This is a genomic window from Halomonas halophila, from assembly GCF_030406665.1.
Taxonomy (GTDB): domain Bacteria; phylum Pseudomonadota; class Gammaproteobacteria; order Pseudomonadales; family Halomonadaceae; genus Halomonas; species Halomonas halophila.
Map to the genome: position 1 here is coordinate 2,226,715 of NZ_CP129121.1, position 13,235 is coordinate 2,239,949.

At 69.9% G+C, this 13,235-nt stretch carries 14 protein-coding genes; 10 read left to right on the forward strand and 4 right to left on the reverse strand.

Going from position 1 to position 13,235, the window contains the following annotated elements; translation table 11 throughout:
• Window positions 1–5 precede the first annotated feature (5 nt).
• Window positions 6–1,007 (forward strand): nucleoid-associated protein, encoded by a 1,002-nt coding sequence (locus QWG60_RS10335; protein ID WP_146908065.1) that lies wholly within the window; start codon window positions 6–8, stop codon window positions 1,005–1,007.
• 28 nt (window positions 1,008–1,035) lie between these two features.
• Here the strand turns inward: QWG60_RS10335 and trxC are convergent, their stop codons facing one another.
• Together trxC and QWG60_RS10345 are read right to left on the reverse strand one after the other, a co-directional pair.
• The gene (gene trxC / locus QWG60_RS10340) at window positions 1,036–1,473 is read right to left on the reverse strand and encodes a thioredoxin TrxC (protein WP_046079626.1); all 438 of its coding nucleotides are present in this window, start codon (window positions 1,471–1,473) and stop codon (window positions 1,036–1,038) included.
• A gap of 100 nt (window positions 1,474–1,573) precedes the next feature.
• Complete coding sequence (locus QWG60_RS10345) at window positions 1,574–3,958, reverse strand: DNA polymerase II (RefSeq protein WP_146908063.1); 2,385 nt, start codon at window positions 3,956–3,958, stop codon at window positions 1,574–1,576.
• A gap of 437 nt (window positions 3,959–4,395) precedes the next feature.
• Here QWG60_RS10345 and QWG60_RS10350 point away from each other — a divergent pair, with 437 nt between their 5' ends.
• The 4 genes from QWG60_RS10350 to QWG60_RS10365 all read left to right on the forward strand — a co-directional run bounded on the left by QWG60_RS10350 (window position 4,396) and on the right by QWG60_RS10365 (window position 7,713).
• Window positions 4,396–5,289, forward strand: a complete 894-nt coding sequence (locus tag QWG60_RS10350; protein WP_107182352.1) for an NAD(P)-dependent oxidoreductase — start codon at window positions 4,396–4,398, stop codon at window positions 5,287–5,289.
• Between the two features lie 112 nt (window positions 5,290–5,401).
• The gene (locus QWG60_RS10355; RefSeq protein ID WP_146908061.1) at window positions 5,402–6,049 is read left to right on the forward strand and encodes a hypothetical protein; all 648 of its coding nucleotides are present in this window, start codon (window positions 5,402–5,404) and stop codon (window positions 6,047–6,049) included.
• Window positions 6,046–6,798, forward strand: a complete 753-nt coding sequence (locus tag QWG60_RS10360; RefSeq protein ID WP_146908059.1) for a DUF3307 domain-containing protein — start codon at window positions 6,046–6,048, stop codon at window positions 6,796–6,798. Before QWG60_RS10355 ends, QWG60_RS10360 begins: the two co-directional genes overlap by 4 nt.
• A gap of 3 nt (window positions 6,799–6,801) precedes the next feature.
• Complete coding sequence (locus QWG60_RS10365) at window positions 6,802–7,713, forward strand: N-acetylmuramoyl-L-alanine amidase (RefSeq protein WP_186810052.1); 912 nt, start codon at window positions 6,802–6,804, stop codon at window positions 7,711–7,713.
• On the opposite strand, the gene QWG60_RS10370 is transcribed toward QWG60_RS10365, so the two are convergent.
• Complete coding sequence (locus QWG60_RS10370; protein ID WP_146908057.1) at window positions 7,632–8,267, reverse strand: helix-turn-helix domain-containing protein; 636 nt, start codon at window positions 8,265–8,267, stop codon at window positions 7,632–7,634. The genes QWG60_RS10365 and QWG60_RS10370 overlap by 82 nt on opposite strands.
• Before the next feature lie 182 nt (window positions 8,268–8,449).
• Between QWG60_RS10370 and QWG60_RS10375 the strand changes: the two genes are divergently transcribed.
• The 3 genes from QWG60_RS10375 (at window position 8,450) to QWG60_RS10385 (ending at window position 11,289) form a co-directional block, all read left to right on the forward strand.
• Window positions 8,450–9,676 carry a benzoate/H(+) symporter BenE family transporter gene (locus QWG60_RS10375; protein WP_146908055.1) on the forward strand — a complete coding sequence of 409 codons (1,227 nt, stop codon included), beginning with the start codon at window positions 8,450–8,452 and terminating at the stop codon, window positions 9,674–9,676.
• A 108-nt stretch (window positions 9,677–9,784) separates the two neighbouring features.
• The gene (locus tag QWG60_RS10380) at window positions 9,785–10,381 is read left to right on the forward strand and encodes a GNAT family N-acetyltransferase (RefSeq protein ID WP_046079680.1); all 597 of its coding nucleotides are present in this window, start codon (window positions 9,785–9,787) and stop codon (window positions 10,379–10,381) included.
• Window positions 10,378–11,289 carry a carbon-nitrogen hydrolase family protein gene (locus tag QWG60_RS10385; RefSeq protein WP_146908053.1) on the forward strand — a complete coding sequence of 304 codons (912 nt, stop codon included), beginning with the start codon at window positions 10,378–10,380 and terminating at the stop codon, window positions 11,287–11,289. The genes QWG60_RS10380 and QWG60_RS10385 overlap by 4 nt, the downstream gene beginning before the upstream one ends.
• Window positions 11,290–11,293: 4 nt before the next feature.
• Here QWG60_RS10385 and QWG60_RS10390 read toward each other — a convergent pair whose 3' ends face one another.
• Window positions 11,294–12,232, reverse strand: coding sequence for a LysR family transcriptional regulator (locus QWG60_RS10390; RefSeq protein WP_146908051.1), 939 nt, complete (start codon window positions 12,230–12,232; stop codon window positions 11,294–11,296).
• Between the two features lie 89 nt (window positions 12,233–12,321).
• On the opposite strand from QWG60_RS10390, the gene QWG60_RS10395 reads away from it, so the two are divergent.
• Window positions 12,322–12,753 (forward strand): DMT family transporter, encoded by a 432-nt coding sequence (locus QWG60_RS10395; RefSeq protein ID WP_146908049.1) that lies wholly within the window; start codon window positions 12,322–12,324, stop codon window positions 12,751–12,753.
• Window positions 12,754–12,764: 11 nt separating this feature from the next.
• Window positions 12,765–13,235, forward strand: a complete 471-nt coding sequence (locus QWG60_RS10400; protein WP_186810051.1) for a DMT family transporter — start codon at window positions 12,765–12,767, stop codon at window positions 13,233–13,235.

A 13,235-nucleotide genomic window follows, 5' to 3' on the forward strand; every position in this document is an offset into this window, starting at 1 on the left:
TCCCCATGCCGATCCTGCACAGCATCATCCACCGCATCGACAAGGGCGACGGCGAGACCCCGGCCCGCCTGGTGCCCGCCGAGGCCCCGCTCGCGGCTTCCACGGCCCTCGACGACCTGGTCTCGGGGCTCAACGACGCCTATCACGGCAAGGCCAAGAACTGGGGCCGCTTCGCCGACGACGAACCGGCCGCCTTTCCCGCAGCGCTGAGCGCCTTCCTCGACGGCGAGCGCGACTTCCCCAGCCTGACCCGGGCGCTGGCCGAACAGATCGTGCCACTGGTCGACGACCACCTGCCCGTGGGCGGCCACCTGCTGGTCGTCGACCATCGCCAGGGCGAGGCCCGCTACCTGATTCTCGCGCTGCTGCATCACCGCGACGGCTTCGGCATCGACGATGCCCTCGGCGTGGTGCCCGCCCGCCAGCTCAATCTGGCCCAGATGACGCTGGCCGCGCGCCTCGACGTCAACCAGTGGCAGAACGGCTCGGCCTCGCATCCGTATCTCTCCTGGACCCGCGACCGCGGCGGCAAGAAGCTGTCCGAGGCCTTCGCCGAGGCGCTGGGCGCCCGCGAGCAGCGCGACGCCGGCGAGGAGACCCGCACCCTGCTCAAGGCCTTCAGCGACTTCGTCGAGAACGAGGACCTGCCGGAAGAAGCCAGCCGCGAGAAGACCGACGCCCTGGTCGACTACGCCAGCGACCAGGCCAAGCTCGGCGAGCCCATCACCCTCGAGGACCTCTCCGAGCTGGTCGACGAGGAGCGGCCCAAGGCCTTCTATGAACACATCCGCAACAGCGACTACGGGCTGAACCCCGAGATCCCGCCGGACAAGCGCACCCTCAACCAGTTCCGGCGCTTCACCGGCCGCGCCGCCGGCGTCTCGATCAGCTTCGACTCCCACCTGCTGGGCGCCGCCGTGGAGTACGACGAGGACGGCGACCGGCTGATCATCAAGAAGGTGCCGAACGGGCTGCGCGACCAGCTCAAGCAGCGCCAGGGCGACTGACCCCAGCCGCCCCGAGCGTCAACGTCTCTCAGCCCAGCTGCGCCGCTAGCCACTGGCGCAGCTGCGGCCCCTGCAGCAGCCCCGGCTGGCGGGCCGCCTCCTGGCCTTGCTTGAACAGGATCAGCGTCGGGATGCTGCGGATGCCAAAGCGGCCGGCCAGGCCCTGCTCGGCCTCGGTGTCCAGCTTGGCGAAGCGCAGACGCGGCTCCAGTTCGCGGGCCGCCTCGGCGAAGATCGGCGCCATCGCCTTGCACGGGCCGCACCAGCTGGCCCAGAAATCGACCACCACCGGCAGCGAACTGCGCGCCACCAGCGACGCGAAGTTGGCACCGGTCAACGTCAGCGGCTCACCGGTGAACATCGGCTGTTGGCACTTGCCGCAGCGCGGGCCGGCGGACAAGCGATCGGGGCGAACCCGGTTCATGGCATGACAGTGGGCACAGCCCAGCAGCAGGGCATCGGACATGATGGGACTCCAGAGGGGGGAAGACCCGAGAAACTATGTCGCCTGATGCCGGCGCCATCAAGCGCGCCGCGACGATCAGACACGGCGAAGAGAGTCGGGCTCAGAACAGCCCGAGCTGACGGTCGATCAGGGTCGCGAAGTCGTCTCCCACGAACGGCAGGATGGCATCCGCCACCGGCTGCAGCTGACGGGTCAGGTAGTGATCGGTGTCGATGGCCGAACACTGCTGTTCCAGCGGCTCCGGCCCCGCCACCGTCATCACGTAGCGAATCCATCCGCCGTGCCGATACCGGCGCGGCCGACCGAGCCGGTCGCTGGCCTCGTCGGCGAGCCGCGCCGCCCGCACATGGGGCGGCACGTTGCGCCGATAGTCGTCCAGGGAACGACGCAGCCGCTTGCGATACACCAGCCGATCATCGAAGTCGCCGGCCAGGGTGCGACGCACATAGTCGCGGATGAAATCCCGATAGGGGTCGCCGTTGAAGATGCGCCGATAGAGCTCCTGCTGGAAGTCCTTGGCCAGGTCCGTCCAGTCGCTGCGCACGCTCTCCAACCCCTTGAAGACCATCCGCTCGTCCCCGGACGCGTCGCGCACCAGTCCGGCATAGCGTTTCTTGCTGCCCGCTTCGGCCCCGCGAATGGTCGGCATCAGAAAGCGTCGGTAATGGGTCTCGAACTGCAGCTCCAGCGCGCTCGCGAGGCCATGTTCCCGGGCCAGGTGTTCACGCCACCAGGCATTGACGTGTGCCACCAGGCGCCGGCCGATCGCCTCCGCCTGCTGCTCGGGATGCTCGCGGCCGAGCCACACGAAGGTGGAGTCGGTGTCGCCGTAGATGACGGTATAGCCTTCGGCCTCGACCAGCTCGCGCGTGCGTCGCATGATCTCGTGCCCGCGCATGGTGATCGACGAGGCCAGGCGTGCATCGAAGAAGCGGCAGCCCTTCGATCCCAGCACGCCATAGAAGCTGTTCATGATGATCTTCAACGCCTGGGAAAGCGGCGCGTTGCCCGCGCGCTTGGCGGCCTCGCGCCCTTCCCAGACCCGCGCCACGATAGTCGGCAGCGCGTGCTGAGTCCGCGAGAAGCGGGCTCCGCGAAACCCCGGCACCGAGGCCGCGTCCGTGGGATCGGCGAGCCCCTCCACCAGGCCCGCCGGGTCGATCAGGAAGCTGCGGATGATCGAGGGATACAGGCTCTTGAAGTCCAGCACCAGCACCGAGTCGTAGAGGCCGGGGCGGGAATCCATCACGAAGCCGCCGGGGCTCTCGGCGGCTTCTGCCTCGCCGAGATTCGGCGCCACGAATCCCAGGCGGTGCAGGCGAGGCAGGTAGAGATGGGTGAAGGCCGCCACCGACCCGCCGCTGCGGTCGGCGGACAGCCCGGTCACCGTGGCCCGCTCCAGCAGAAAGCCGAGTAGCTCGGTCTCGGCGAAGATCCGCGTCACCAGCTCGCAGTCCTTGAGGTTGTAGCGCGCCAGCGCCGGCTTGTCCTCGGCGAACATGCGCAGGATGTCATCCAGCCGCTGGTAGGGGTTGTCGATGGCCTTGCCCTCGCCCAGCAGCGCCTGGGCCACGTGCTCCAGGGAAAAGGAAGAGAAGTGCCAGGTGGCCGAGCGCAGTGCCTCGATGCCGTCGATGATCAGCCGCCCCGCCGCCGAGGCGACGAAACGATTGGCCTGATGGCCATGGGCACGCCACTCCATCACGGCACCGCCGCGCCCCAGTCGCAGGGCAACGCCGAGCCGCCGCGCATGTTCGTGGAGGATGCGCAGGTCGAACTGCACGAGATTCCAGCCGATGATGGCATCCGGGTCGTGCTCGGCGAACCATCGGCTGAGCCGCTCCAGCAGGTCCGAGCGGCTATCGCAGTATTCGAGGGAGAAATCGAGCCCATCGGCCACACCGTTGGGCGGGCCCAGCATCAGTACCCGGCGTTCTTCCCCGCTTTCCAGGGCAATGGAATACAGCTCGCCGCTCCCGCTGGTCTCGATGTCCAGCGACACCACCTTGAGTCGTGGACGATAGTCCGGCGCCGGCCTGAGCCGCGTCGCCATCAAGCCGCCCGCGCCGTCGGGCTCTCCCTCGACGCTCACCGGCGCGGTGATGAAACGCTCCATCAGATAGCGTTCCGGCGGCCGGATATCGGCCTCGTAGACCTCCACGCCGGCGTGCGTCAGGCGCCGTTCCAGGGCCGTCAGGCGGTGATGCGGCCGACAGTAGAGTCCCAGCACGGGGCGTCGATGAAAGTCGCGCAGCGCCAGGGAGCGCAGCTCGACGTCGCGCTCGCCATGCAGCACGGCCTCGGCGTGTCGGCGCTGCTCCACCGGGATAAAGGCCACCGACGGCCGCGGCGGCACGCGCACTCGCAGCGCCCCCTCGTCCGTCGCCAGCCAGAACTCGCCCTGGGGGCCTTCGGACGTCTCCTGCCAATCTCGAGTCAGGATGAACCCCTGCCGCACCACTACCGTCGCTCCTCGCTTGCCCATGAGGCTCCATCATATCGCGGCGGCAAGACACTCACGGGTCACGGACATAAAAAAAGCCTCCCCGAAGGGAGGCCAGTTGGAGCACGCCAGCTCACTCGTCGGGTCGGTCGTCTCACTGCGACGCAATGACGACCGGCAGACAATCGGAGCAAAGCCCAGACAGGAAAGGCTCCGACCGCCGACACCCATATCAAAGCAATGTACAGGCCAAAAAATAAATAGCTCTTTAAAATCAATTAAATAATAAAATATAGCGCCGTGTCGGAACGAGACCGCGTGGAACGGCCACGCTGCGGCGCACCATCATGAACCGCCTAATGGATGCGATGCGTCACTTCGGAGCACCGGACGCCGGTCGCGACGCCCGGCGGCACTTGATGGAAATCCCTTCCATCGCGCATTCTGATGCTTATCTTCATTGCCACCGGAGCATCGCCATGCCCTCTCCCCGCCTCGGCTTCATCGGCATCGGCCTGATGGGCGACCCCATGACCCGCCGTCTGCTGGCGGCCGGCTTCGAGGTGACGGCCTGGAACCGCTCGCCGGACAAGACCGCCGGCGTGGCCGAGGCCGGTGCCCGCGTGGCCGGCTCGATCGGCGAGCTGGTCGCGGCCTCGGACGTCATCCTGCTGTGCCTGGCCAACACCGCCGTGGTCGAGGCCGTGGTGTTCGGCGAGGACGGCGTGGCTGCCCATGTGCGCCCCGGCCAGCGCCTGCTCGATCTCTCCAGCAGCGACCCCGACGCCACGCGCGACATGGCTGCGCGGCTCGCGGACGCCTGCGGCGTCGCCTGGGTCGATGCCCCGGTCTCCGGCGGCGTGGCCGGCGCCGAGGCCGGCGAGCTGGCGGTGATGTGCGGCGGCACCGACGCGGACGTCGACGCGCTGCGCCCGGTGCTCGCCCCGCTGGCCGCCCGGGTGACGCACATGGGTCCGGTGGGCAGCGGCCAGGTGACCAAGGTCTGCAACCAGATGATCGTCGGCTGCCAGGCGGCGGTGATCGCCGAGACGGTCGCCCTGGCGGAAGCCAGCGGCGTGGACGCCACCCGGCTGACCGAGGCGCTGGCCGGCGGCTTCGCCGACTCCAGGCCGTTTCGCATCCTCGCCCCGCGCATGGCCGAGCGCGACTTCGCCGCCCCGCCCTGGCACCTGCGCACCCTGCTCAAGGACCTGGACATGGCGGTGGCCCAGAGCGGCCGCGCCACCAGCGCCACGCCGATGAGCGCCCTGGCCGCCCAGCTGATGCGCGGTCATGCCGCTCGCGGGCACGGCGAGGCGGATCCGGCCACCCTGGTCGAGGCCTATCGCTCGCCGGGCTCGGGCGAGGCGTGAGGCGTGAGGCGTGAGGCGTGAGGCGCCCAGATATAGCCATATGAGGCTATTACATTGAAAAATAGCCTCGAGAATCTATCCTGAGGCATGACCGCCGTCCTCGGGAGCCCCCATGGCCACACGCCTTGCCGTCATCACCGGCGACATCATCGACTCGCGCCGCCTCGAGGAGGGCCAGCGCCTCCATCGGGTGCTCGAGACGACCCTGACGGGCCTCGCCGAGCGCCACGAGGGCGACTATCAGCGCTACCGCGGCGACGGCTTCCAGCTTGCCATCGCCCGGGCCGAGGCGGCCCTGGACGCGGCCGTGGCGCTGCGTGCCGCCCTGATCGCACACTCCGAGACCGGACACCGCTGGGACGCCCGGCTCGCCATCGCGGTGGGGCACGACGACTGGCGGCCCGGCGAGGCGCTGGCCTCCGCCGATGGCCCGGTCTTCGTCGCCTCCGGCCAGGCACTGGACGCGCTGAATGCGTCGGAGACGCACCTCGCCCTGCGGCATACCGACGTCGATGAGGCCCCCTGCGAGGCTCTGCTGATCCGCCATCTGGATGCCCTGCTGGCCGACTGGTCGCCCCGCGCCGCCGAGGCGGTCGGCCTGCGTCTGACCGAGGATCTCACCCAGCAGGCGCTGGCCGAGCGGCTGGGCATTCGCCAGCCCAGCGTCCACAAGCGCCTGCGCGCCGCCCGCTGGCCCCTGCTGGCCGACACCCTGACGCATGTCCGCGCCTCGCTCGCCGGCGAGGAGGCGACGCCATGACCGCCACGGCCCTGACGACGCTGTTCGCCCTGATCATCGCTCACCTGGTGGGCGACTTCCTGCTCCAGCCGCGACGCTGGGTCGAGGCACGCCAGCGCGACAAGGCCCGTGCCGGCGTGCTCTACCTGCATGCCGGGATCCATGGGCTGCTGGCCCTGGCGGTGCTGGTCGTCGCCGGCATCGATCCGCTCGCCGCCGCGGCCTGGTCGGTGACCATCGCCGCCAGCCACGCGCTGATCGACCTGGGCAAGGCGCATCTGGACCCGCGGCGGCTGTGCTGGTTTCTGCTCGATCAGGCCCTGCATCTGACCGTGCTGGTCGGCGTCTGGCTGGCCTCGCTGGCCTCGCTGGGCAGCCTGGCACCGCTCGCCGCGGCGGCCGACTGGCTGAGCCGCCCCGAGGTGATGGCGCACGCCCTCGCCTACCTGCTGGTCACCCGCCCCATGGCCATCGCCATCGCGCTGGCCATGCGCCCCTGGAGCGAGGAGGTCACCGACCCCGGCACCCTGGTCGCCGCCGGGGCTCGCATCGGCATGCTCGAACGGCTGCTGGTGCTGACCCTGGTGCTGCTCGACGAGCTGACCGCGGTGGGCTTTCTGCTCACCGCCAAGTCGGTGCTGCGCTTCGGCGATCTGCGCGCCCGCCGCGACCGCAAGCTCACCGAGTACGTGCTGCTGGGCACCCTGCTCAGCGTCACCGCCACCCTGGCGCTGGGTCTGGCGGTGCGCCAGCTGCCCTGGACGGCCTGAGCCATGCGATTCGGGAAACTGCCCTATCTAGTGCTCGCCCTGCTGCTGGGCGGCTGCGCCGGCGGCGAACGCCTCGTCGAGCCCACCGGCGTGGCGATCGACGACAGCCATTCGTCCCGCGCCCACTCCAGCCGGGTACGCTTTCTGGTGCTGCACTACACCGACGAGGACGAGGCGACCTCGCTCGAGATTCTCACCGGGCCCCGCGTCAGCGCCCACTATCTGGTGGCGCGCCATCCCGACCGGGAACTCGGCGCGCCGCGCGTCTATCGCCTGGTCGACGAATCGCGCCGCGCCTGGCACGCCGGTGCCAGCGCCTGGGCGGGCCGCACCCACCTCAACGACAGCTCGCTGGGCATCGAGCTGGTCAACGCCGGGCCGGATCGCCCGTCCATCGAGACCGCCTCGAAGGTGAGCTGGGCGCCCTTCCCCGACGACCAGATCACGGCGCTGATCGTCCTGCTCAAGGACCTGATCGCGCGCCACGACATCGCCCCCACCGATCTGCTCGGCCACGCCGAGATCGCGCCCACGCGCAAGATCGACCCGGGACCGGCCTTCCCCTGGCGGCGCCTGTATGCGGCCGGCATCGGCACCTGGCCGCTGGAAGCCGACCTGGCCCGCTACCGTCGGCTCTTCGCCGCGGGTCCGCCGCCGCTCGCCACCCTGCAGCGGGCGCTGGCGGCCTGGGGCTATGCGGTCACACCGAGCGGCAAACTCGATGGCGCGACCCGAGGCGCGCTGCGAGCCTTCCAGATGCGCTATCGGCCAGCCGACCATCGCGGCCGTCCGGACGCCGACACTGCCGCTCGGCTGTGGGCGCTGCTCGCTCGCTACCGCCCCGAGGCGCTGTCCGATCCCAAGCTGGCCTCGCCAATCCCGTCGCCCGGAGAGACACCAGAACCGCGGGGATAGTGGATGACGTCGTGGAAGCGCGCCGCCCCCTGGCCCGGGTTGCGATAGGCGTGGGGCCGATCGGCGGCGAAGCGCAGCCCCTCGCCCGCCGTCAGACGCCGCCAGACGCCGTCCACCCGCACCTCCAGCTCGCCCTCGACCACCACCAGATGCTCCACCACGCCCGGCGCGTGGGGCGCCGACTCGCTGACCGCGCCCGCGGCCAGGGTCACCACCAGCAGCTCGAAGCCGAGCGCGGGGTCGAAGGGAAACAGCGGCACGGCCGCCATGCCGGCGGCATCGCCCTCGGAGGCCGGCGCGGCCTGACGCGCGGCGCCGGTCGCGTCATCACCCTCGCCGACGGCCTCGGGTTCGAACAGGCTCGAGAACGGCACGCGGAAGCCGCTGGCGATCTTCCACAGCGTCGCCACCGTGGGGCTTGATTCACCGCGCTCGATCTGGCCCAGCATGGCCTTGCTGACGCCGGTCTCCCGAGCGGTGCGATCGAGGCTCCAGGCCTCGGCGCGGCGCAGCGTCCTGAGCCGCTCGGCGATATGCTGCGAGATCTCCTGCATCGGCCTCTCCCGGTCGCGTTCGGACAGTTCTAATAGATCGTTCTGATAGATCGTTCGAATGGATGGAAAGGCGCCATTGTAGCGCGGCCGCCGTGGCGTGCCTGCCCATTTGTGCGTTATAGCGCACGGTGCTAGGGTGACGCCATCGTACGTTATAGCGCACACGTTTCCGGAGCCCTCCCATGTCCACGTCAAGCCGGCCGACGCCGAGCCCCGCCACCGCCGAGCGTTCCTCGCTGTGGCGCGACAGCAGCCTGTCGACCCTCACCGCCGGCTTCATCGCCGTGCTGATCGGCTATTCCAGCTCGGCGGCGATCATCGTTCAGGCCGCCGAGGCGGCCGGCGCCAGCCAGGCCGAGATCGGCTCCTGGCTGTGGGCGCTGGGCATCGGCTCCGGCATCACCACCCTGGTCTTCTCGCTGCGCTACCGCATGCCGCTGCTTACCGCCTGGTCGACCCCGGGCGCGGCGCTGCTCGCCACCAGCCTGCCCGGCCTGCCGATGAGCGAGGCGATCGGGGCCTTCCTGTTCTCGTCGCTGCTGATCACCCTGTGCGGCGTGACCGGGCTGTTCGAACGCCTGATGCACCGCCTGCCGCGGGCACTGGCCTCGGCCATGCTGGCCGGCGTGCTGCTGCGCTTCGGGCTCGACCTGGTGATGACCGTGGAACACCGGCTGGTGCTGCCGCTGGCGATGGGGCTGACCTATCTGGTGGCCAAGCGGCTGTGGCCGCGCTATGCCATCCCGCTGGTGCTCGCGGTGGGCGGCCTGGTGGCCCAGGCCCAGGGCCTGCTGGATCTGGGCGCCATCACCCCGGCGCTGGCGGTGCCGGCGTATACGGCGCCGAGCTTCGACCTCGGCACGCTGATCGGCGTCGGCATCCCGCTGTTCGTGGTCACCATGGCCTCCCAGAACCTGCCCGGCGTGGCCGCCCTGCGCGCCGCCGGCTACCAGCCACCGATCTCGCCGCTGGTCGGCGGCACCGGGCTGGCCGGCCTGGCGCTGGCCCCCTTCGGCGGCTTCGCACTCAATCTGGCGGCGATCAGCGCCGCGGTCTGCCAGGGCCCGGAGGCGCATCACGACCCGCGGCGACGCTACGCCGCCGGGGTCGCGGCGGGCGGCTTCTACCTGCTGCTGGGGCTGTTTGGCGCCACCGTGAGCTCGCTGTTCGCCGCGCTGCCCGGCGAGCTGGTGGTCGCCATCGCCGGCCTGGCACTGCTGCCGACCCTCGGCGCGTCGCTGGCCGACGCCCTGGGCGATGTCAGCCAGCGCGATGCCGCCCTGCTCACCTTCCTGGTCACCGCCTCGGGTATCGCGCCGGGCGGCATCGGTTCGGCCTTCTGGGGGCTCGTGGCCGGCCTGGTCGCCCTGGCCATCGGTCGCTGGCGCGCCGCGGGCAACGTCGCCTGAGCCATGTCGCGCTCGGCACCGCTGGCGTCGCCGCCGCACTGCGTCAGCCCGGGCGCATCTGCTAGGGTGCCGCGACCCAATAACAATTTTCCTCCCTGGAGCAAGCCAATGGCGAACCCGACCCTATCCATCTGCCGGGGACGCGACATCACCCCGCACCTGCCGGCCCTGGCCCAGCTGCGCATCCGGGTCTTCCGTGACTTCCCCTATCTCTACGACGGCGACGAGGCCTACGAGGCCAGCTACCTCGAGCGCTACGCCGCCAATCCGGAAAGCTTCTTCGTGCTGGCCTTCGACGGCGACACCCTGGTCGGCGCGGCCACCGGCCAGCCGCTGGACGACGAGGTCGACGACTTCCGCGCACCCTTCGAAGCCGCCGGCTACCGCCCCGAAGGCGTCTTCTACTACGGCGAGTCGGTGCTGCTGCCCGAATACCGCGGCCGCGGCATCGGCAAGGCCTTCATGGAGGCCCGCGAGAGCCACGCCGAAAGCGAGGGCTTCGGCCATGCGGCCTTCTGTGCCGTGGAGCGTCCGGTCGACCATCCGCTCAAGCCGGACGACTATCGGCCGCTGCACGACTTCTGGAACGCCTGGGGCTATCGCCGCACGCCGTCGCTATCGACCACCTTCAGCTGGAAGGACATCGATGCAGACGAGGAGACCGCCAAGCCGATGATCTTCTGGCTCAAGGCCCTGGATTCATGAGCGAGAACCACCGCCCGACGGTGACCGTGGCAACCGCTCAGTACCCCATCGACCGCTTCGCCACCTTCGCCGATTTCCAGGCCAAGGCGGCACGCTGGGTGCATGACGCCGCCAGCCGCGGCGCCGAGCTGCTGGTGTTTCCCGAGTACGGCGCCATGGAGCTGGCCTCGCTGCTGCCCGAAACCGAGCAGGGCGACCTGGCGGCCCAGCTGCACGGCCTGCAGCCCTGGCGCTATGCCGTCGTCGAGACCTGGCGTGAGCTTGCCCGCGAGCATGGCGTGACCCTGCTCGCGCCCTCGCTGCCCTGGCGGCTCGATGACGGCCGCTTCGTCAATCGCGCCTGGCTGTGCGGCCCGGACGGCGACCTGGGCCATCAGGACAAGCAGGTGATGACGCGCTTCGAGAACGACGAATGGGGCGTCGAGGCCGGCCACGGCCTCAGGGTCTTCGACACCCCGGCCGGGCGGCTGGGCGTGCTGATCTGCTACGACAGCGAGTTCCCGCTGCTGGCCCGGGCGCTGGTGGACGCCGGCGCCGAGCTGCTGCTGGTACCGAGCTGCACCGACACCGAGGCCGGCTATCAGCGGGTGCGGCTCAGCGCCCAGGCCCGCGCCATCGAGCAGCAGGTGGCGATCGTGCAGTCACCCACGGTGGGCGAGGCGCTGTGGTCGCCGGCGGTGGACATCAACGTCGGTCGCGCTGGCATCTACACGCCCTGCGACCACGGCTTTCCGCCCGATGGCGTGCTGACCCGGGCCGCGGATGCCACCCCGGGCTGGCAGATCGCCCGCCTCGATCTGGCCGCGATCCGCGCCCTGCGCGACCACGGCCAGGTCAACAACCACGCCGACTGGTCCCTGCAGGACGCCTGCCTGGCCACGGGCGTCGCCCGTGAGTCTTTGGCCTAGCGTTTCATCCTCCCGCCCCTAGGCGCGGCGACAGCCGCTCGCGCCGCGACATCAGGTCGTCGACGAAGGCGGCGACCTTGGAGGAACGCAGCCGGTGCTCCGGCAAGATCAGGTGGATGGCATCGAGCCGCGGCCGATTGGCGACCTGCCAGTCGCGCATCACCGGCACCAGTTCCCCGCGCTCCAGCGCCTGCTGCAGCAGCCAGGTGGGGAACAGCACCAGGCCTTGGTCCTGGCACGCCGCCTCGCAGAGGCTCTCGGCGTTGTTGCTGCGCAGGTTGCCGTGGACCTCGACGGGCCGGAATGCTTCCCGCTCATGGCGCCGCACATACCACGCTTCCCGCCCCCGGGTTCCCTTGTAGATCAGACAGTTGTGGTGGAGTAGGTCGTCCGGATGCTCGGGCCGGCCGTGGCGCGCCAGATAGCCCGGCGAGGCGGCGATGGTGAAGTGCTGCGGCGCCAGCTCCCGGGCCACCAGACTGGAGTCCTCCAGCGCGCCGATCCGCACCACCAGATCGGCGCCCTCCTGTACCGGATCGACCAGGGCATCGGTCAGCGTCAGCTCCACCTCGAGCTCGGGGTAGCGGGACTGGAAACCCTCAAGCCAGGGGGCGATGTGCCGGCGACCGAAGGCCACCGGCGCATTGATGCGCAGCACGCCGCGGGGAGAACGGGTCGCTCCCGACACCTCCTCGGCGGCACCGTCCAATAGCGTCAGCGCCTCGCTCACCTGCTCCAGATAGCGCTGCCCGGCCTCGGTGAGACGCACCGCCCGTGAATGGCGATACAGCAGGCGCTGCCCGAGAGCGCGCTCGAGGGCGGCGATGCGCCGCGAGACCGACGACGTCGGCAGTTCGAAGGCGCGCGCCGCCTCAGTGAAGCTGCCGCCCTGGGCCACCCTGGCGAAGAGGCGCAGCGACAGCAGCTGAACATTATTGTCCATTCAGCAAAGAACCTTTGTCAGAACACCAGATTGTTCCCATTACAGCACATAAGTAGGGTAAGCCGCCTTTCCCCATCACGGAGGCGAACATGCCACCCCTCGCAATACTGCTGCTGGTGCTCGGCGCCGGCATGGGCCTGTCGGTGGAAGCCGGCCTGCTCGGCCCGCTCGGCGAACAGGTCGGCCATCTCTCGGCGACACTGTCGATCTTCATGGTTGGCGGCCTGTTGCTCTCGCTGGCCATGGTGTTCAGCCGTGGCGTCTCGCTGGACTCGCTGTTCCGTCAGCCGCGCTGGCAGCTGATCGGCGGCCTGCTGGGGCCGATCTACGTGGTGGTGCTGACCGTCACCACACCGCTGGTGGGCGTCGGCATCACCATGGTCGGCATCCTCTTCGGCCAGGTCGGTGCCAGTCTCATCATCGACCACTTCGGCTGGCTGGGCAGCGAACGCCGCGCCATCGACGGCTACCGGGTCGGCGCCCTGGTGCTGATTCTCGCCGCCCTTTGGCTCATCCACTGAGGAGATCCGACATGCTGCTGACCCTGATCTTTCCCCTGCTGCTCGCCGGCGGCGCCGTGCTGGCCGCCCAGTCGTCCGTGAACGGCCGCCTCGGCGCCACCGTCGGCGTGCTGCCGAGCGCCTGGCTGACCTTCGTCATGGGCGCCGTGGTGACCTTCCTGCTGATGTTCTTCTTCGAGCCGCCCCATGAGGCGACGCTGTTCAGCGTGCCCAAGTGGCAGCTGACCGGCGCGCTGTTCGGCGTGGTCTACATGCTGGCTATCGTCTTCGCGGTGCCACGGGTCGGCACCGCTGCCGCCACCGTGGCGGTGATTTCCGGTCAGCTGCTGATGAGCCTGTTGATCGACCACTTCGGCTGGCTGCACAACGACCGCCTGCCCTTCGACGCCTCGCGCCTGGCGGCGGTGGCGCTGCTGGCCGGCGCCCTGTGGCTGATCTACATGAGCAACGCCCGCCGGGAGCGCCGGCAAGCGTTGAACTAG